Below are 19,038 nucleotides of genomic sequence, written 5' to 3' on the forward strand. Positions count from 1 at the left end.
CTGAAGGTGTCAGCGCGGGCACAGTCTTTCAAGCCCCAAGAGGGTTAACCCGCGTTGTTGCGTGGTGCGTCAGGCGTGAGGCATCTTGCGTTAGTCGTTGATATCCTCATCGTCCTGCTGATCCTTGTCCATCTTCACCGGTGAGTTTTCATCGCATTGCGGTGAATGCTGGAAGGTCTGGGTCACGTCCAGATAGCCCAGGTGGGAAATGGTGCGGCGACCCAGCAGGATTGGATAGATCATGTCCGAACGGTCGTTCAGGGTGAACTGCTCTTCATACACGGTGTTGCCCATGCACACCTTCATCAGCACTACCGGGCGACGTTCCGTGCCACCGGCCCCGCGAATCAGCACCTTGCGGTAACGGGGTTTTTCGAAGGTTTTCTCCGCTTTCTTGCCGGTGGCTTCGTCCATCACATCCACGGTAAAGCGCACCCAGTCCTCACCATCCTTTTCATAAACCTCCACATCCGTGGCATGCAGGGAGGAAGTGAGTGCGCCACTATCAAGCTTGGTCTTCAATTCCACCCCCCAGGGCATCAAGGTGGATTTTTCCACCCAGCCAAACACTTTGGGGCTGTCCGGAGATTTGGCCATGGCCAAGCCAGTGCTGCTCAGCAGTGAGGCGGTAATAAAAGCGATGAGTCCTTTTTTCATGGGCACTCCTTGATCGTGAAAGCCGTATTCGTAAACGGGGTGCCGTGTGCACCCTTGTTGGCAGGGTATGACTGTATTCGCCGCAGACCGTTCCCCGGCAAATCATTGACTCTCTGGCTGCAGGCTGTCGCCAGTCAGCCATCCGCGCCCCTTCCTGACAGGTTACCATTGTTGCAAATGCGCCGTTGCCGGCAGGTTAATAAACCGGCCTGCTGCAGGCGCCAGGAAAAAGGCCGGAGGGCCAGTGATGACAACAACGATCGCACCACCATCCATCAAGTTGCTGCTGGGTGAAAGCCGCGCCGCGTGGGCCTATGGGCGCTATCTGCTGCGTGGGCTCGGCCATCGGCAGCTGCCGCTGGGCAAGGGCCAGCCAGTGCTTGTTGTGCCAGGTTTTGGCGCCAGCGATGCCAGTACGCGGCCACTGCGCAGGGCATTGAGCAAGCTGGGCTATAACGTTTACGGCTGGGCCCAGGGCACTAATCTGGGCATGAACAGCAAACGTAAAAACCTGTTAGTTTCCCAGTTGCAGGCGATCAATACCCGCCACGGGCAACCCGTGGCCCTGGTGGGCTGGAGCCTGGGCGGGGTGTTTGCCCGGGAGCTGGCGCGGGCCTTCCCGGACCAGGTGAGTCAGGTATTCACCCTGGGTAGCCCCATCAATGGCGACCCGGAGGCCAACAATGTCTCCACGCTCTTCAATCTGTTCAACCCGAACCGGCCGCCGGCGGACCGGGATGCGTTCAATCAACGAATAGCGGCGCCGCCGGTGCCGTGCACGGCCATCTTTACCCGCGAGGACGGCATCGTAGCCTGGCAGTGCAGCCAGGAAGAGGAAGGGCCGATGACAGAAAATGTGGAAGTGCAGGGGACCCACGTAGGGCTACCCTGGAATCCACTGGTGCTGGCGGCCATTGCCGAGCGCCTGCCACGCAGCCCGTTGCCAGGAGATTTACCATGAGCGAGTTACAACCCGGTCGCTACCGGCATTTCAAGGGTAACGAGTACCAGGTGCTTGGCTTGGCGACCCATTCCGAGACCGGTGAAACCGTGGTGGTTTACCACCCGCTCTACGGGGATCAGGCCCTGTGGGTGCGCCCATTGACCATGTTCACCGAGACAGTGGACCGCGACGGCAAAGTGCAACCCCGTTTTGCGCGGATAGGCGACTGAGTTGAAAGTTCAAAGTTAAAAGTTGAAAGGCGCGAGCTGGGCTGTTGGTGGGTTGGTTGGCGGAGGGCGCGTTCAAGCTATGTTGCCAGCGCGAAGCGATACCCCCTCCGGCTGAGAGGTGCGGATCACCGCGTTTCAACTTTTAACTTTCCACTTTAATCTCCCTCGGATGCTACAATAGCCGCCTTATTCATGGAGTTAGCCCGTTATGTCTTCGTTTGCCGACCTGAACCTGCACGAGCGCCTGATCAAGGCGCTTGGCGAGCTGGAAATTACCACCCCGACCCCTGTTCAGACGGCAGCAATTCCGGCAGCGCTTGAAGGCCGTGATTTACGGGTGGTGGCCCGCACCGGCAGCGGTAAAACGGCGGCGTTCCTGTTGCCAATGCTGCATCAGCTGCTCCAGTATTCCCGCCCGCGCACCGACACCCGTGCCCTGATTCTGCTGCCTACCCGCGAGCTGGCTCAGCAAACCCTCAAGCAGGTAGAGGCACTGGGCCGTTACACCTTTATCAAGGCAGAGCTGTTGACCGGCGGTGAAGACTTCAAGGTGCAGGCCGCGAAAATGCGCAAGAACCCGGAAATCCTGATTGGCACGCCGGGGCGCCTTATCGAGCATCTGGACGCGGGCAACCTGCTCCTGCAGGACCTGGAAATGCTGGTGCTGGATGAGTCCGATCGCATGCTCGACATGGGCTTCAACGACGACGTGCTGCGTCTGGCTGCGGAATGCCGCGCCGAGCGGCAGACTCTGCTGTTTTCTGCCACCACTGGCGGTAACGCCATGGAAAACATGATTAGCAGCGTACTCCGTGACCCCAAATCGCTGGTGCTCGATTCCGTGCGCGACCTGAACGAGTCCGTCAGCCAGCAAATCATTACCGCCGATGACGTGAAGCACAAAGAGCGGCTGGTGCAATGGCTGCTGGCCAACGAGTCCTACGAGAAGGCTGTGGTATTCACCAACACCCGCGAGCAGGCGGATCGGCTTGGCGGCGTGCTGGTGGCCTCCAACCTGAAAGTGTTTGTGCTGCACGGCGAGAAAGACCAGAAAGACCGCAAGCTGGCCATGGATCGCCTCAAGGCCGGTGCCGTGAAAGTGCTGGTCGCCACCGACGTGGCTGCCCGTGGCATTCACGTGGATAACCTGGATCTGGTGATCAACTTTGACATGCCCCGCAGTGGCGACGAGTACGTGCATCGTATTGGGCGCACCGGTCGGGTGGGTGGTGAAGGCACCGCGATTTCCCTGATCGCCGCCCACGAATGGAACCTGATGGCCGGCATTCAACGCTACCTGCGCCAGAACTTTGAATACCGTCTGGTGGAAGCCTTGCGTGGCAACTTCCTGGGGCCGAAAAACCTGAAGTCCAACGGCAAGGCCGCCGGCAATAAAAAGAAAAAAATGAAGAAGAAAGAAGATGCCAAAAAAGGCATCAAGAAATCCGGTGCCAAGAAAAAAACCGCCAGACCCAAACGCAATGCCAAGCCGCCCACCCAGGACACCAAGGGTGGCTTCGCCACAGTGAAACGGAAAAAGACCCCCGGGCCTTTGGATTAAGAGACGCTTCACGCAACACGCAACAACACGATCAAGGACTGTGGTGATATAAACCTAAGAGGCCGCGCCGTAATATTCAGCGCGGCCTCTTACGTTTCAACACCTGAATCACCCTGCTCGCGTTGTTGCGTGCAGCGTGCAGCATGATGCATCTCTTTAAAACTCCGTAAAATTCCCGCCCCTTTCACGTTCTTTCGGCGCTTTTGCCGTCATTCTGGTACGGTTATTCCAAGGAGGTGGCTGTGCCGGAACACAGGAGAGTGGAGCCGATGTCTGCTGATGCACTGCAGTGCCCGGATTGCGGCACGCAGCTTGCTGTGCCTGCTCGCCGTGCCCGTGGCGCCTGGCGTTGCCCCCGTTGTGACTCCCAGCTGAGTGGTGCCTGGGCGTTGCGGCCCGACTCCCTGCTTGCGCTGACCGTGGCCACCGCCGTGTTGTGGCTGCCGGCGCTGATCTTGCCGCTGATGCGCCTGGAAAACCTCGGCCTGGACCGTGAGGCGAGCTTGCTGGATTGCGTCTTGCGGCTTATGGAGGGCGTTTACTTTCCTGTCGGGGTGCTGCTGTTGTTTACGCTGGTGATCATGCCGTTGCTGAATCTGCTGTCAGCAGGGCGCCTGTTGTGGGCTGCCCGCGATCATACGTCGTCGACAGGGCAGCCCGCCCCTTTTTGGATGAAGGTTTACCGGCACAGTCGGGAATGGGCCATGACGGATATCTTTCTGCTCGGCATTCTTATCGCCATGACCAAGCTGGGTGACATGGCCACGGTGACCCCGGGGCCGGGGCTATTTTGTCTGGTGGTAGCGGTGTTGTTGCGGTTGATTGTGGAAACCCTGGCACAGCCGGATCAACTGCAACGGTTACTGGAGGCGCGCAATGGCGACTGATGTGTCCCCGGGGCAGCAGCGAGCGCTGGCCTGGTCGTTGCTGATTGCCGCCGTCGTCTGGCTGGTGCCGGCCAATCTGCTACCGATCATGGCGGTCACTGAAACCGGACGTGGCAAAGCCAGCACCATTGCCGATGGTATCTGGCAACTGTTCGAAGCCGGCATGCCCGGCATCGCCATTATTGTTTTTATTGCCAGCCTGCTGGTGCCGTTCTTCAAGGTGCTGGTGCTGGCGGTGATCTACTGGCGGGTTCCCCACGAAAATAATCCACGGATCAGTACCCGTGCCTATCGGCTGGTGTACTGGATTGGTCGCTGGTCCATGCTGGATGTCTTTGTAGTGGCGCTGCTGGCGGCGGTGGTGGAATTCGGCAATCTGGCCCGGGTGGAACCGGGGCCGGGTATTCTCGCTTTCGCCCTGGCGGTGGTGCTGACCATGTTGTCGGCCCACGCTTTCTCCCCCCAACAATTATGGATTCAAGACCCTGACGGAGCGGACCATGGACACGCCTGAAGTGAAACATTCCCGCTGGCCTTCCCCTATCTGGCTGGTGCCTCTGGTCAGCCTGCTGGTGGCGGGCTGGTTGTTGTACGACCAGTTATTGCAGCGTGACGTGCAGATCGAAATCACCTTTGAAAATGGCTCAGGCATCAAGCCGGGGGTGGATCTGCGCTACCGGGGCGTGCCCGTGGGCAGCGTGGATGAAATTGTCCTGAGCGATGATCTCAAGCAGGTGAGTGTTCATGCCAGCCTGAACCGGGATGCGGAAAAACTGGCCCGGGAGAAAAGCCGGTTCTGGATTGTGGAACCGGAACTGGGCATCGCCGGTGCGCGGAATCTGGATACCCTGGTGTCAGGCAAATATATTGCCGTGGAGCCGGGCGAAGGCGAGCCCGAAAAGGAATTTGAAGGGCTGGAAACGCCCCCGGAGCAACAGCCGAATCTGGGGCTGAAAGTGACGCTGGTGGCAGACCATCTGGGGTCACTGAAAAAAGGACGCAAGATTTATTACCGCGACTTGCAGGTGGGCACCATTGGCGAAAGTGAACTCAGTCAGGATGGCCGTTTTGTGGAAATTCAGGCCATTATCGAGCCGAAATACGCGAGACTGGTGCGCAGCAATACCCGCTTCTGGAACAGCTCCGGACTGACCGTAGACATCGGCTTGTTCAAGGGCGCGGAAGTGCAGGCCAGCTCCCTGGAAAATTTACTCCGTGGCGGTATCAGCTTCGCCACCCCGCCCGAAGCGGGTCCGCTGGCGAAAGCGGGGGAGCGGTTTGATTTGTACAAACAACCGGAAGACGACTGGCGAGAGTGGGCGCCGATTATGAAGTGGCAGTAGGGGTGAAGGTAAATCTTCTCCCATACTGATAGGGTGTTGATGGAGTGGAGATCCATGCATAGGCATGGGTTTATCTGCAAGGATGCAGGAAAAGAGTGCACCATCACAAACCTCTCTCCCCTTTCTAGAGGGTCCCCTCTCCCTTGAGGGGAGAGGGACAGGGAGAGGGTGAGGCTACAACGCACAAGAAGCTCAAAAGGCAGAGTAATGGATTACCGTCACCGCTTCGCAAAGGATTTGCGAACTCGCATGACAGATGCCGAACGCATTCTATGGAAACACTTGCGCGCGCATCGGCTAAATGGACAGAAATTCCGACGCCAGCAACCGATAGGGCCCTACATTGTTGACTTCGTTCATCTTGGGGCGAGGCTGATTGTTGAAGCTGACGGCGGTCAGCACAATGAAAGCGAAACGGATCAGGTGCGTGATTCCTGGTTAAAGTCTGAAGGCTTTCGCGTTCTCAGATTTTGGAATAACGATATCTTGAACAATACAGATCAGGTGTTGGAGGTAATCTTCAGCGCCGTATCACCCTCTCCCTGTCCCTCTCCCCTCAAGGGAGAGGGGACCTAATAGATAGGCTGGGGTTTAATAATCGACGATATCCTCTTTCTCGCTGACCTCAAACCTCATTGCAGCGTGCTGCTTCTTACATTATTTTCCCGACCATCCCCAACGGTAAATTCCGCATAGCAAACCCCAGCGGCCCCCAGGGCCATCCAGGCACCGACGCATTCTTCGGCTCTTTCTCGATGGCTTTCACCAGTGCCTTGCAACCGGTTTCGGTGTCTACCAGAAACGGGGTGTTCTTCACTTTTTCGTTAATCTCGGAGCGAATGAAACCCGGAAAAATCGTGGAAACCTTGATCGGTGAATTCTGCAGTTCCACCTGCAAGCCTTCTGCCAGCATGGCCACGCCGGCCTTGGTGGCCGCATAGGTGGTCAGGTTTTTCTTCATGCCGCGCATGGCGCTGATGGAAGAAATCATTACCAAATGGCCGCTGTTCTGGGCGCGGAAAATTTCCATGGCGGCTTCGGTTTGTGCCAGCGCAGCCACGAAGTTGGTTTCGGCGGTCTGGCGGTTGGCGTAGAAATACCCGGTGCCCAGGGGTTGGCCCTTGCCCATCCCGGCGTTGATGATAATGCGGTCGATGCCAGCCAGTTCCGTGCGGAAGGCGTCGAATACCGCAAACACCTGATCGTAGTCGTTCACGTCCAGCGGCTTGATCAGCACCTTGATGCCGGGATGTTTTTCTTCCAGCTCGGCCTTCAACGTTTCCAGCCGATCCATGCGCCGGGCACACAGCGCCAGGTTGCGACCCATGGCCGCAAACAGGCGCGCCATGCCTTCGCCAAGGCCGGAGCTGGCGCCGGTGATTAGAATGTTCTTGCGGACGGGCATGATTATTTCTCCATAGAAGGTGTTGGTAGAAGCGCGGCTTTGCGGCATGGGTCTGAGTGCAGCAACTCAGAAGCGAGTGTCGAGTAGCGAGTTGCGAAAATCAAAAGCGTTAACGCAAAGCCTTTGGCTTTCAGTTGGAGTGGGTTCTTCTCTTCGAAACTCGAAACTCGAAACTCGAAACTCGAAACTCGAAACTCGAAACTATCTATACGTCACCTGTTCGCTGGGCAGGTGCAGGTGTTCGTTCACTGACACTAGCCGTAACTTGCCAGCGTTCACAAGCACGCGGGTCACACTGGTGTTGATCAGGTTGCGGTTATAGGTGATCAGCGCTTCCGAATCCAGAGCCATTAACTGTTGGATGATGACGCTGATGGCGCCGCCGGAGGTGAATACCAGGGCGCTGTCGCCGCTGCTCAGGCTGTTGCCCAGGCTGTAGGTGCTGGCCAGCACCCGTTCACGAAAGGCAGGCCAGCTTTCGCTGTAGTCGCCTTCGCCGCGCTGCCAGCGGCGCAGGGCCTGCTCAAAGCGCGCCTGGAACACCTTGCGGGGTTGTTCCTGTTCCGCTAACCAGGCGGTGAGCGCGGGGCGGTCGGTGGCCAGGGGCCAGTCCACGGCGAGCAGCTCTTCGTGGTTGTACTCATTAAAGCCGGTGTCAGTGTGCCATTCTTTGGGCAGGCCCAGCTCGCCCAGCGTGGCTTCCGCGGTTTCCCGGTGGCGGCGCATGGTGCCGCAGATGGCTCGGGGAAAGCCCAGTGACTGGTTCTGCAAGGCGCGGCCAAGAATACGGCTCTGTTCCCAGCCTGGCTCGGAAAGCTGGTCGTAATCTTCCTTGCCGAAGCTGGCCTGTCCGTGGCGAATAAGGTAAATCACCGGCATAAATTAGTGCTCTTTTCTTTGTTCGGTTTTTTCCAGTTTGCGCTGCAGGCGTACTGCGCCTTTCAGCATGATCCGGTTGAACACGAACGGCATGAACCGTTTCATCCAGTAGGCGCGACGGCCGCTCTTGTGAGGCAGCAGGAAAAACTGCTGCCTGGCCACCGCCTGCTTGATCATCTCGGCAATCTGCTGGGCGTTGAGCTCGTCGCTGGACAGCAGTTTGTCCACGGTTTCGATCATGCCCGGTTCCGGGGTGCGCATGGACTCGTGAAGATTGGTGCGGAAAAAGCCGGGGCAGACCACGGTGGTATGAATGCCATAGGGCGCCAGTTCGAAACGCAGGGTTTCGGACAGGGAAATCACGCCAGCCTTGGTCACGTTATAGCTGCCCATTACCGGCGCATTCAGCAGCCCGGCCAGGGAGGCAATGTTGACGATGTGGCCATGTCCCTGGCGCTTCATCATCGGCACGAATACCTTGCAGCCACGCACCACGCCTTTCACGTTGATATCGAAAATCCAGTCCCAGTCGGCCATGTCGCCGCGGTCGATGCGGGCGGCGCCAGCCACCCCGGCGTTGTTGACCAGCACATCCAGCCCACCCCAGTTCTGTTCCAGCCATTCCCGTGAATTGTTGAAGCTGGCGGCATCGCGCACATCCAGATACTGGTACTGCAATTCCCCGGGCAGATCCTTCAGGGCCGCCAGGGTTTCCGCCGCGCGCTCCTGGTTCACGTCGCCGATCAGGACGCGTGCGCCATCGCGCAGCCAGGCTTCGGCCATGGCGCGGCCCAGCCCGGAGGCACCGCCGGTAATCAGTACCCGCTGCGCGTGGGGAGATGTGGTGGTGTTTGCCGATGTGCTCATAGTTTGTCTGTATTACAAAAATGAATGATAGATGCCCATTGACCGATGCTAGAGACCGCGTTTCAATAAATCCAATGAATCATTGCAATAATTCTGGATAAATCTGATGCATGTTTCGCGATTCGATCTAAACCTCTTTGTGGTCTTCGATGCCATTTACACCGAGGGCTCGCTGACTCGCGCGGCCAAGGTGCTCAACCTCACCCAGCCGGCGGTCAGCCATGCCCTGGGGCGGCTGCGCGACCGTCTGGATGACCCCTTGTTTGTCCGTCAAGGCAGCCGCATGGTGCCCACCGCCAGAGCGCGCGCCATGGTCAGCCCTGTGCGCCACGCGCTGGGCGGGTTCCAGCGTTGCCTGAGCGAAGAGGGTGGTTTCGATGCCAGCGAGGCGGAGCGCACCTTCGTGCTGGGCCTGCGTGACGGGCTGGAAGGGCGGCTGCTGCCGGCGCTGATGAGCCAGTTCATGGATGAAGCGCCGGGGGTGAAGTTGCAGTCACTCACCGTGAGCCGCCGGCAAATGGCCACCGAGCTGGCCAGCGGCCGGCTGGATCTGGCCTGCGATGTGATGCTGGCGCTGCCGGAAGCCATCGAACATGAGGCAGTGCTGCATGGCCCGCTGGTGGTAATGATGCGTGAGTCGCATCCGCTGGCCGAAGGCATGGATCTGCCTGACTATCTGGCCGCCCAGCATGTGTTGGTATCGTCCCGTCGCGAAGGGCCGGGGCTGGAAGATTTTGGTTTGGCCCGGCAGGGCTACCGGCGTCATATCCGCCTGCGGTGTCAGCATTATCAGGCGGCGCTCAGCACCGTGCAGCAAACCGATTTATTGCTCACCATGCCCGCCAGCCTGGCCGGGCAATTGAGCCGTCAGGGCCTGGTGCTGAAACCGTTCCCCGGCGAATTACCCGGGCTGGAAATGCACCTTTACTGGCACCGTGACCAGAGTGCGGACCCGGCGCACAGCTGGCTGCGCCAGCGAGTGCTGGCCCAGCTGCAAACCATGCAGAACGAAATCCAGCTAAGCGCGCCTTCGTTGTAGGTGCTCTGTCGGGTTACGGCTACGCCTCTCCGTTCCCTTGGGTAAACACGACCTACCTAAAAGGGAGTTTTGGTAGGTCGTGTTTACCCAAGGGCACAGCGAGCCTGAAAGGCGTAATCCGACACACCCTAACGGTGCTCGCAAACGCGACGCCGTTCCGGCTTTGAAACATTTTTATAAGGTTCCGTTTATTGCTTCTCTCCCAGGCTTGCTAGTGTCGAAAGGCGCTACAACGTTTGAAAAATTGATAAGAAATGAAAAAGGGAGAGTAATGAAATATTCCATCAGCAAGTGGCTGCCGGGTGCCCTGGCAGTAACCGCCTTGTTCGGGTGTCAGACCGATCTGCCGCCGCCTCCTCCGGCCGAAGCCATCTGGTTCAATGGGCCGGTGGTGACCGTTAACGATGATGCGCCTCGCGCCGAGGCCGTGGCTGTACGCGACGGTCGTATTGTGGCCGTGGGCGATAAAGACGCCGTGATGCGCTACCAGGGTGAGGTTACGGCCCTGCACGATTTGCAAGGCAAGACGTTGCTGCCCGGTTTTGTGGACGCCCATGGCCATGTGTCTTTTGTCGGCTTCCAGGCCATGAGCGCCAACCTGTTACCGCCGCCGGATGGTGGCATTAGCAGCGTGGGCGATCTCGTTTCTACCTTGCAGGCGTTTGCCAAAACCTCGGAACTGAACAAACAGTTCGGGATTATTTATGGCTTCGGTTATGACGATTCCCAGCTGGCGGAGCAGCGCCACCCCAGCCGTGCAGAACTGGATCAGGTCAGTGCTGATACGCCGGTATTGATCGTGCATCAAAGCGCCCACTTCGGGGTGCTCAACAGCGCGGCGTTGAAAAAAATCGGCATCACCACCGACAGCCCGAACCCGCCCGGCGGCGTTATCGTTAAAGACCCGAAAACCGGCGAGCCCACTGGTTTGCTGGAAGAAAATGCCTTCTTTATGGCGTTGGGTAAACTGTTCCCGAAAATGAACGGCGAGCAAGCCGTGGCCATGCTCAAGGAAGGCGAGCGGCTGTACACCCGTTTCGGCTACACCACCCTGCAGGATGGCCGCAGCTCACCACAGCATGTGAAAGTCGCCATGGGCGCCGCTCAGGCGGGCGTGCTGAAAGCGGATATCGTGTCCTACCCGGATATCCTCAATGAGGGGGTGGAAGAACTGATGGTGCCGCCGTTCTACCACAACGTGGACAGCACACCGCAGTACCATAACCATTTTCGCATCGGTGGCATCAAGCTGACCCTGGACGGTTCTCCCCAGGGTAAAACGGCCTGGCTAACCAAACCCTACTACAAGCCGCCCCACGGCAAGGCCGATGACTATGCCGGTTACGGTGTGGTGAAGGATGAAAAAGTGGTGGAGGTGTACACCAAGGCCCTGGAAAACCACTGGCAAACGCTGACCCACGCCAACGGCGACCGCGCCATCGACCAGATGATCATGGGCTGGGAAAAAGCCGAAGCAGCCGTGCCCGGTGTGGATGTGCGCCCGGTGCTGATTCACGGCCAGACCTTGCGCCAGGATCAGGTTCCCGAACTGAAAACCCTGGGAATCTTCCCCTCCCTGTTTCCCATGCACACTTTCTACTGGGGGGATTGGCACCGCGATTCCGTGCTCGGCCCGGAACGGGCGGAGAACATTTCGCCCACCGGCTGGGTTCGGGAAGCGGGCATGCGCTTTACCACCCATCACGATGCCCCGGTAGCGCTGCCCAACTCCATGCGCGTACTGGATGCCACCGTGAATCGCACCACCCGCAGTGGCAAGGTGCTGGGGGACGCTCAGAAAGTCAGCGTGATGACGGCACTCAAGGCCATGACAATCTGGTCCGCCTATCAGCACTTTGAAGAAGACAGCAAAGGCTCCATCGAAGTGGGCAAGCTGGCGGACTTTGTAGTGCTGTCGGATAACCCGCTGGACGTGGAGCCGCAAACGCTGCATTCACTGACCGTGCTGGAAACCATCAAGGAAGGGGAAAGCATTTATCAGCGCAGTGATGATGAAGCCGCCGCTGCGGCCACTGCGTTAGTGGCACCGCCGCTGGGTGTGTCCCTGGCGCAGGCGCAGTGGCCGGCAAGTCATGGCCATTACGGTGCCGATGGCTGCTTTGGCCCGGCGTTGGAGCACATCTTCCATGCGCTCAACGGTACTGAGCACTGAGTCTTTCTCGCAACGCTCAATGTCGGGTTACGGCTACGCCTCTCTGTGCCCTTGGGTGAACACGACCTACCTGAAGCGTGGTTTGGTAGTCGGGTAGGTCGAATTAGCCTAAAAGGCGTAATCCGACAAAGCCTCTAGCCCGCCTTGGTCGGCAATAATTGCCCGGCCCAGTGCGGGTTTTCTTCCAGGCGAATGTCCTTGGGCTCCACGTTCTCACCGCAATGGCCACATTGCAGTTTGGCCTCCAGCGGTTCGCCGCATTGGCGGTGCACGCGCACCAGCGGGGGGCCGGCCTCGTCGGCCAGGTATTTGTCGCCCCACTGGGCCAGGTGGGCAATCACCGGGTAGAGGTCGCGGCCCATGGTGGTGAGCCGGTATTCGTGGCGCAGGGGGCGTTCCTGGTAGGCCACTTTTTCCAGCACGCCGCCATCGGTGAGCTTGCGCAAACGATCGCTGAGCACGTGGCGTGTGACGCCGAGACGCTGTTGAAAGTCATCAAAGCGGCGCACACCCAGAAAGCAGTCACGCAGCACCAGCAACGTCCAGTTATCGCCAATAATGGCCAGTGAACGGGCCAGTGAGCAGGGCTGTTGGTCGATGTCTTGCCAGCGCATAGTAAACCTCCGGGAACATTTTCTGATCATACCCGCTTGACGGGTTCCCAAAAAGAATCGACTATCAGTTCCTAATTGGAACTTACTTCTTGCCTTGATGAAGAACAGGAGGCCCCATGCCAGAATCCGCCGTAGTGGTAATCGGTGCCGGTGATGCCACCGGTGGCGCCATCGCCAAACGTTTTGCCCGCGAAGGCTACACCGTCTGCGTTACCCGCCGCAGTAAAGACGCCCTGGCGCCGCTGGTGCAGGAGATCGAAGCCGCCGGCGGCAAAGCCCGTCCGTTCGGCTGCGATGCCCGCGACGAAGAGCAGATGGTGGCGCTGTTCGACACCATCGAAAAAGAGGTCGGCCCGGTGGAAGTGGTGGTGTTCAACATCGGCGCCAACGTGTTCTTCTCCATCCGTGAAACTACTGCCCGGGTGTACCGCAAGGTCTGGGAGATGGCCGCCTTCGCCGGTTTCCTGGCGGGCCGCGAAGCCGCCCGCGTGATGGTGCCGCGCAACAAGGGCACCATCATCTTCACCGGTGCCACCGCCTCCCTGCGGGGCGGCAAGGGCTTCTCCGCCTTTTCCGGTGCCAAGTTTGCGCTGCGCGCGTTGGCGCAAAGCATGGCGCGGGAGCTGGGGCCGGAAGGGATTCATGTGGTGCACCCGATCATCGATGGTGCCATCGACACCGCCTTTATCCGCGACAACTTCCCGGCCAAGTATGCCCAGAAAGAACAGGATGGCATTCTCAACCCGGAACACATCGCCGACACCTACTGGATGCTCCACCAACAACCCCGCGACGCCTGGACCCACGAAATCGACCTGCGCCCGTGGATGGAGACGTTTTAAAGAACGCAACACGCGACACGCAACACGCAACACGCTGAAACAGAACCCGCCGTAGGAGCGTAGCGCAGCGAAGCAACGCCCGCAGGGCGGCCCCGAAAGGGGTGAGCGCAGCGAAAACGACGCTCGAGTCGCGAATTCCACCGCCGGCTTCGCGACTCAAGCGTCGCTCCTACATGACAATCAGAAAGGACAAAACCAATGAGCAAAAAAATCGAATTTCTCTTCGACGTGGGCAGCCCCACCGCGTACCTGGCCTGGAGCCAACTCCCCGCCCTGTGCGAGCGCACCGGCGCTGAACTGGTCTACGTCCCCGTCTTGCTGGGCGGTATCTTCAAGGCCATTGGCAATAAAGCCCCCGGCACCATTCCCGCCAAAGGCATGTACATGATGCGCGACCTGGCCCGTTACTCCGCGCGCTACCAGGTGCCGCTCACCATGAACCCGCACTTCCCGGTGAACACCATCACCCCCATGCGCATCATCACCGCCGCCATCGGCACCCCGGAACAGGATGCCGTGATCACCGCCCTCTACAACGCCATGTGGCGCGAGCCGTGCAACCTGTCAGACGCGAACGAAATCACCCGCGTGCTCAACGAGGCAGGGCTGGATGCGCAAGCCTGGCTGGACAAAGCCGCCAGCGGCGAAGTGAAAGAGCAGCTCAAGGTGAATACCGAAGCTGCCATCAAGCGCGGCGTGTTCGGCGCGCCGACCATGTTTGTGGGCAATGAAATGTTCTTCGGGCAGGACCGGCTGGATTTTGTTGAGGAAGAAGTGAAAAAATAGCTGCAAGCTACAGGGAAAAGAAGTGCTCGCTTATGGTTGCGGAGCTGTTGCTCTTAATAGTGGTAGCGAAGCTGGGCCACCAGGAGCGAGCATTCTGTCACCTTGTAAACGATGCGATGCTCATCAGTGATCCGGCGGGACCAATAACCTGAGAGGCTGTGCTTGAGTGGCTCAGGTTTCCCGATTCCCTCAAAGGGGGTGCGCTGGATTTCCTTGATCAGTAGATTGATTCTCCGAATGACTTTCTTGTCTGTCTTTTGCCAGTAAAGGTAGTCCTCCCAGGCGTGTTCGGAAAACGTGAGCTTCATTCAATGAGGTCCCGTTCCTGGCCGCCATCATTTTCAAGCTCTGCCACTGACTCAAGCAAACGTCTCGCATTTTTCGGGGCGCGTAACAGGTAAGCGGTTTCCTGGAGAGAGTCGTAATCCTCCAAGGACATCATTACCACGGAAGGCGCTTTGCTCCTGGTGATAATAACGGGAGAGTGGTCTTCACAGACTTGCTCCATGGTTTTTGCCAGTTTGGCCCTGGCTGCCGTATAGCTGATTGCATCCATAAAATGTACTCCTGCGCGGGGCTATCAATGCGTACAGGATACTGTACGTGTCTTGAGTTGGCAATGCGCAGAGCGCTGGCGATTACTTGGGCTTCGTGTCGTCACGCCCCAATATTGTGTAGATTCAGGGTCTTGAAAAGAGACTAACGCGAGGGAGCGCGCTATGACGGATCTTGCCCTTACCACTTATGACTGGGTGCCCGACATGCCACGGGGTTACGTGCGAGATCTGCGCGTGCGCTGGGCGCTGGAAGAGGCCGGGTTGCCGTATCGGGTGCAGAGTGTTCCGTTCCACGAACGGGGCGCCGATCACTTTGCGCATCAGCCCTTCGGGCAGGTGCCTTGGCTCACCGATGGCGATCTCTTGCTGTTCGAAAGCGGTGCTATCCTTCTGCATCTGGCAGAACGCAGTGAATCGCTGATGCCCACCGACCCGAACGCCCGCAGCGCGGTCATCAGTTGGCTGTTCGCCGCCCTCAATTCCGTGGAAGCCGCCAGCCTGCCCTGGTCCCTCTACCAGTTCGCCGGCGATAACCAGCCAACCCCGGGCCGGCAACACCTGGATGCTTTCCTCGCCGCCCGGCTCCAGCAGATGGAAACCACACTCACCGGTCGTGAATGGCTCACCGATACTTTCTCTGTCGCAGACATTCTTATGGTCGACGTACTGCGCCTGGTAGACCGCTTCGACGGCCTGTCAGATCACCCGGCCTGCCGGGCCTACATCACCCGCGCCACCGCCCGCCCGGCCTTTATCAAGGCCCACGCCGACCAAATGGCCCACTTCGCCGCCGCCGACAAGGCCGAGGGCCAGCCGTAAACAGACTTTTCCCCATGTGCATTTATTTGTGCGGGTGCATTGTGTAGATTCGGAACTGGATCACAAATAACAACCGGTCAGCCAAGGTGGCATGGCCTGCGAAAGCGAATCGGGGGAAGGGATGCCTGTCTGTTTATCTTTGTGCTGGCCTGCGGCTGGTTTCCGTAAAAATATTCCGCTTCCTCTGTGCTAGAGAAATATGTGCTGGCAGCCCTGCTGAGCTAGCTTGATATGCATTGTTTGATCAGAAAGGAAATGAAATGGCGTTTAATTTAACGAGAATGACAATTTACGCTTTGGTTGCAGCAATTGAGGAAGATTTTCGCTCTTTAGTGAAGACCCATTTATTTGACGAAAATATTATCGATCAAGCTTTGTTTGAAAGAGCAAAGGGAAGAATTGAAAAGGATATTGGTGAGCTTTTTAGCGATATAGGGCTAAATGACTTAATTGATTATTTTGATCTCGGGGATACTTTTCAGACAATCAACTCTAATAAATCCCGCTTCCCTGAGCATATTTCAAAATTAATAAGGTCAGTAACAAAAGATCTGGAGATTATTATATCTATAAGGAATAGGGTTATGCATATACGCCCTTTGAATTTTGATGATCTTCCAATAATAAGTGAGTTTTGCAATAAGCTGTTAAAGCTAGACGATTCTGTTTCGTGGCCCGGCATTGAGGGTACTCTTAAAAGGCTTGATAAAGACCCTAGCTTTGTGCTGTCTTTGGATATCGTTAACTTGGATGATGATGCATCTATAAATAACAACCTTCCTATACCTGATTTTGATGAGACTGGATTGATTGGTCGCGATGATGAAGTCGAGAAGGTTAAGCAGCTATGTTTAGGTGGGTTTCCCGTAATATCAATTGTTGGTGAAGGGGGTATTGGGAAGTCAGCCTTGGCTCTCAAGGTGGCTTATGAGTTAATAGATAAAAGCTCTCCTTTTGACGCTGTTGTGTGGGTTACATCTAAAACCACACAAATAACTCTAAACGAAATAAGGGAAATAAAAGGGGCAATTGATAGCTCTATTGGTGTTATTCATGAAATTGGTAGAAAGGTTGTTGGGGATGATTTCGATAAAAGCAACCTCAATGAGGTTGTTGAGTATCTGGCGACATTCAAAATTGCTTTGTTTATCGATAACCTAGAAACAATTTTGGATGAAAATATTCGAGAATTTGTTGGTGCTCTTCCTCAGGGTAGTAAGATTATCATTACATCTAGAATAGGTTTGGGGGCTTATGAGTATCCTATTAAACTTCAGGGTATTGAAGAGTCTTATGCCTCTCAACTTTTGCGGTCAGTGGCGAAAATAAGAGGTGTAGATGCTTTGTCTAAGTTGAAAGAGGCTACGCTTCGTCTCTATGTCAACAGAATGCATCGAAATCCGAGTTATATAAAATGGTTCGTTAGCTCGGTGCAGACAGGAATGAGTCCAGAAACTGTTCTTCAGAATTCTGACGATTTTTTGGAATTTTGCATGTCCAATGTTTACGAGTATCTTTCTCCTGATGCGCAAAAATTGACCAGCTCCATGCAGTGTTCTCCAGGGCTTCGGGATATACCTGAGCTGACGTACCTAAATGACTTTGAAGCTATACAGGCTCAAAAAGCAATCCAAGAGTTAATGGCAACAAATATGCTCTCTCAGGCATCTGTTACAAAAGGAGCAAGTGTAAAAACGACCTATCAGCTTTCGGAATTGGCTCGAGCTTATCTAGGGAAGCATCATAAGCCATCGCAGAGTTTTCAGAGAGAAATAAGAGGAAAAAGAAATAAGCTTAATTCTATGTTTGAAGATCAAATGAGTCGAAGAACAGGGAACAAATATTCACCTAGAAATATTAAGTTTAGAGATAAGTCGGATAGAGTTATAGCTAGGAAGTTATATGATGCGCAAAATCATATATCGAATGGGGAGCACGATGTTGCCTTTGAGATTCTACAGGAGGCTCAGAGGCTGGCCCCTGATTATTTTGAGGTTGCTAGATTTATGGCTTATTTTTATCAGAAAAGTGGAAATTATTCTGATGCTAGAGAGCAATATAAGCTGGCTATTATTCTTTCTCCAGCGACGTCTCAACTTCATTACTGGTTTGGAAAATTTCTATTGTATTCTGAAGAAAGTTTGGATGAGGCTGTTGAGCAGTTTAGGCTTGCGAGTAAATCGGATCCCGATTCGGTTGAGGTTTCTCTTGCTCTAGCAAGGGGGCTTCTTTTTCAGCATGATTTTGATGAAACACAGAAGATACTGGACTCAATATCTGAAGGAATAAATGATGCTTATTCACACTTGGTGAAAATGTATATCGATACAGAAATTCAGGTTTTATATAGACGAGCTGATGATTTGTCGAAAGCTGGAAATTATAAAGAATCTCTCAATTTTATGGAAAAAATGAAAGAAAAGTTTGAAAAATTGAACGATTCGCAAAAAGATAAGCATCTTAGACAGAAGTTGAGAAAGTGTACTTATACGCTAAATACTATTATCAAAAGCGGTCGACAAGATTTGAAAAGTAGGGCTTTAGTGGTTCTAGATTGGATTGGTTCGGAAAGTTACAGCTAAGAGATTTCTCGCCTTTCGGATGATTAGAGTCAGGTCTCCCATTTCTCAAAAGCTTTTTTAATGAAGAATGCCCTTGCTTCCAACGAAGACAAGGGCATTCTTTTTTCGTAGCTCGTAGCTCGTAGCTCGTAGCTCGTAGCTTCTTAGCTTCTTAGCCCTTAATCGCCTTCTCCATAAACGGCGGCATCACCAACGCCCCCTTATGAATCGCCGCTGAATAATATCGCGTATCAAACCCTTTCCCGATAGCGTCCGTTTCCCGGAATTCGCTTACATCCGTGTTCTTGCCCGCCAGGGTGCAGCTCCACCAGCCGCTGGGATATACCGGCTGCGGGAAGGGCAGGGTCTGGGTGGTGGTGAAGCCCGCTTCGCGCATGTTGGCGTGCAGGTCCTTGATGATGGTATCGCTGTGCAGCAGCGGGGATTCGGATTGCTGCACGATGATGCCGCCCTCGGCCAGCACGCGGTGGCAATCGCGGAAGAAGTCGGCCTTGAACAGGCCTTCTGCCGGGCCCACAGGGTCGGTGGAATCCACGATGATCACGTCCACGCTGCCGTCTTCACAGTCGCGCATGTATTGCACGCCGTCTTCGAACAGCAGTTCGGCGCGGCTGTCGCCGTTGGACTCGCACAGTTCCGGGAAGTATTTCTCGGAGTAGCGGGTGACCATTTCGTCGATGTCGATCTGGGTGGCTTTTTCCACGCTCGGATGCCGCAGCACTTCACGCAGGGTGCCGCAGTCGCCGCCACCAATAATGATGACGCGCTTGGGGTTGGCGTGGCTGAACAGCACCGGGTGCGACATCATCTCGTGGTAGAGGAAGTTGTCGCGGGTGGAGAGCATGGTGGCGCCA

21 protein-coding genes are annotated in these 19,038 nt (G+C 56.0%); 13 read left to right on the plus strand and 8 right to left on the minus strand.

Annotated elements, in window-relative coordinates:
* Positions 1 to 90 precede the first annotated feature (90 nt).
* Entirely contained in the window at positions 91 to 657 is a 567-nt protein-coding gene (gene rloA3, locus CL546_RS12625; RefSeq protein ID WP_290495516.1) for a retropepsin-like aspartic peptidase RloA3, read from the minus strand.
* Positions 658 to 904: 247 nt separating this feature from the next.
* Here rloA3 and CL546_RS12630 point away from each other — a divergent pair, with 247 nt between their 5' ends.
* The 7 genes from CL546_RS12630 (at position 905) to CL546_RS12660 (ending at position 6,197) form a co-directional block, all read left to right on the plus strand.
* Entirely contained in the window at positions 905 to 1,618 is a 714-nt protein-coding gene (locus CL546_RS12630) for an alpha/beta fold hydrolase (RefSeq protein WP_290495518.1), read from the plus strand.
* Complete coding sequence (locus tag CL546_RS12635) at positions 1,615 to 1,830, plus strand: DUF1653 domain-containing protein (RefSeq protein ID WP_290495520.1); 216 nt, start codon at positions 1,615 to 1,617, stop codon at positions 1,828 to 1,830. Before CL546_RS12630 ends, CL546_RS12635 begins: the two co-directional genes overlap by 4 nt.
* A gap of 208 nt (positions 1,831 to 2,038) precedes the next feature.
* Entirely contained in the window at positions 2,039 to 3,391 is a 1,353-nt protein-coding gene (locus tag CL546_RS12640; protein ID WP_290495522.1) for a DEAD/DEAH box helicase, read from the plus strand.
* A gap of 269 nt (positions 3,392 to 3,660) precedes the next feature.
* Positions 3,661 to 4,278, plus strand: a complete 618-nt coding sequence (locus tag CL546_RS12645; protein WP_290495524.1) for a paraquat-inducible protein A — start codon at positions 3,661 to 3,663, stop codon at positions 4,276 to 4,278.
* Complete coding sequence (locus CL546_RS12650; protein WP_290495526.1) at positions 4,268 to 4,792, plus strand: paraquat-inducible protein A; 525 nt, start codon at positions 4,268 to 4,270, stop codon at positions 4,790 to 4,792. Before CL546_RS12645 ends, CL546_RS12650 begins: the two co-directional genes overlap by 11 nt.
* Complete coding sequence (locus CL546_RS12655; protein WP_290495527.1) at positions 4,779 to 5,621, plus strand: PqiB family protein; 843 nt, start codon at positions 4,779 to 4,781, stop codon at positions 5,619 to 5,621. Before CL546_RS12650 ends, CL546_RS12655 begins: the two co-directional genes overlap by 14 nt.
* A gap of 207 nt (positions 5,622 to 5,828) precedes the next feature.
* The gene (locus tag CL546_RS12660; protein WP_290495530.1) at positions 5,829 to 6,197 is read left to right on the plus strand and encodes an endonuclease domain-containing protein; all 369 of its coding nucleotides are present in this window, start codon (positions 5,829 to 5,831) and stop codon (positions 6,195 to 6,197) included.
* Positions 6,198 to 6,273: 76 nt separating this feature from the next.
* On the opposite strand, the gene CL546_RS12665 is transcribed toward CL546_RS12660, so the two are convergent.
* From CL546_RS12665 to CL546_RS12675, 3 genes are all read right to left on the minus strand, one after another.
* Positions 6,274 to 7,026 carry an SDR family oxidoreductase gene (locus tag CL546_RS12665; protein WP_290495532.1) on the minus strand — a complete coding sequence of 251 codons (753 nt, stop codon included), beginning with the start codon at positions 7,024 to 7,026 and terminating at the stop codon, positions 6,274 to 6,276.
* A 201-nt stretch (positions 7,027 to 7,227) separates the two neighbouring features.
* Positions 7,228 to 7,905 carry a histidine phosphatase family protein gene (locus CL546_RS12670; RefSeq protein ID WP_290495534.1) on the minus strand — a complete coding sequence of 226 codons (678 nt, stop codon included), beginning with the start codon at positions 7,903 to 7,905 and terminating at the stop codon, positions 7,228 to 7,230.
* Positions 7,906 to 7,908: 3 nt separating this feature from the next.
* Positions 7,909 to 8,772: an SDR family oxidoreductase gene (locus tag CL546_RS12675; RefSeq protein WP_290495536.1), complete on the minus strand. Its 864-nt coding sequence runs from the start codon at positions 8,770 to 8,772 to the stop codon at positions 7,909 to 7,911.
* 106 nt (positions 8,773 to 8,878) lie between these two features.
* Between CL546_RS12675 and CL546_RS12680 the strand changes: the two genes are divergently transcribed.
* Entirely contained in the window at positions 8,879 to 9,811 is a 933-nt protein-coding gene (locus tag CL546_RS12680) for a LysR family transcriptional regulator (RefSeq protein ID WP_290495538.1), read from the plus strand.
* Positions 9,812 to 10,082: 271 nt separating this feature from the next.
* The gene (locus CL546_RS12685) at positions 10,083 to 11,984 is read left to right on the plus strand and encodes an amidohydrolase (RefSeq protein ID WP_290495540.1); all 1,902 of its coding nucleotides are present in this window, start codon (positions 10,083 to 10,085) and stop codon (positions 11,982 to 11,984) included.
* A gap of 134 nt (positions 11,985 to 12,118) precedes the next feature.
* Here CL546_RS12685 and CL546_RS12690 read toward each other — a convergent pair whose 3' ends face one another.
* Positions 12,119 to 12,598, minus strand: coding sequence for a winged helix-turn-helix transcriptional regulator (locus CL546_RS12690; protein ID WP_290495542.1), 480 nt, complete (start codon positions 12,596 to 12,598; stop codon positions 12,119 to 12,121).
* Positions 12,599 to 12,714: 116 nt separating this feature from the next.
* Here CL546_RS12690 and CL546_RS12695 point away from each other — a divergent pair, with 116 nt between their 5' ends.
* Positions 12,715 to 13,440, plus strand: coding sequence for an SDR family oxidoreductase (locus CL546_RS12695; protein WP_290495544.1), 726 nt, complete (start codon positions 12,715 to 12,717; stop codon positions 13,438 to 13,440).
* A gap of 198 nt (positions 13,441 to 13,638) precedes the next feature.
* Positions 13,639 to 14,226 carry a 2-hydroxychromene-2-carboxylate isomerase gene (locus tag CL546_RS12700; protein WP_290495546.1) on the plus strand — a complete coding sequence of 196 codons (588 nt, stop codon included), beginning with the start codon at positions 13,639 to 13,641 and terminating at the stop codon, positions 14,224 to 14,226.
* Between the two features lie 53 nt (positions 14,227 to 14,279).
* Here CL546_RS12700 and CL546_RS12705 read toward each other — a convergent pair whose 3' ends face one another.
* Together CL546_RS12705 and CL546_RS12710 are read right to left on the minus strand one after the other, a co-directional pair.
* Complete coding sequence (locus CL546_RS12705) at positions 14,280 to 14,534, minus strand: Txe/YoeB family addiction module toxin (protein ID WP_290495548.1); 255 nt, start codon at positions 14,532 to 14,534, stop codon at positions 14,280 to 14,282.
* Positions 14,531 to 14,782, minus strand: a complete 252-nt coding sequence (locus CL546_RS12710; protein WP_290495551.1) for a type II toxin-antitoxin system Phd/YefM family antitoxin — start codon at positions 14,780 to 14,782, stop codon at positions 14,531 to 14,533. Before CL546_RS12710 ends, CL546_RS12705 begins: the two co-directional genes overlap by 4 nt.
* A 163-nt stretch (positions 14,783 to 14,945) precedes the next feature.
* On the opposite strand from CL546_RS12710, the gene CL546_RS12715 reads away from it, so the two are divergent.
* Together CL546_RS12715 and CL546_RS12720 are read left to right on the plus strand one after the other, a co-directional pair.
* A complete protein-coding gene (locus CL546_RS12715) occupies positions 14,946 to 15,602 on the plus strand; it encodes a glutathione S-transferase family protein (RefSeq protein ID WP_290495553.1) in 657 nt (218 codons plus the stop codon).
* 260 nt (positions 15,603 to 15,862) lie between these two features.
* Positions 15,863 to 18,184 carry a tetratricopeptide repeat protein gene (locus CL546_RS12720; protein ID WP_290495555.1) on the plus strand — a complete coding sequence of 774 codons (2,322 nt, stop codon included), beginning with the start codon at positions 15,863 to 15,865 and terminating at the stop codon, positions 18,182 to 18,184.
* A 151-nt stretch (positions 18,185 to 18,335) separates the two neighbouring features.
* On the opposite strand, the gene speE is transcribed toward CL546_RS12720, so the two are convergent.
* The coding region (gene speE, locus CL546_RS12725) for a polyamine aminopropyltransferase (protein WP_290495557.1) at positions 18,336 to 19,038 on the minus strand (703 nt) is incomplete at its 5' end.

The organism is Alcanivorax sp. (genome assembly GCF_002726155.1).
Classification (GTDB): Bacteria; Pseudomonadota; Gammaproteobacteria; order Pseudomonadales; family Alcanivoracaceae; genus Alcanivorax.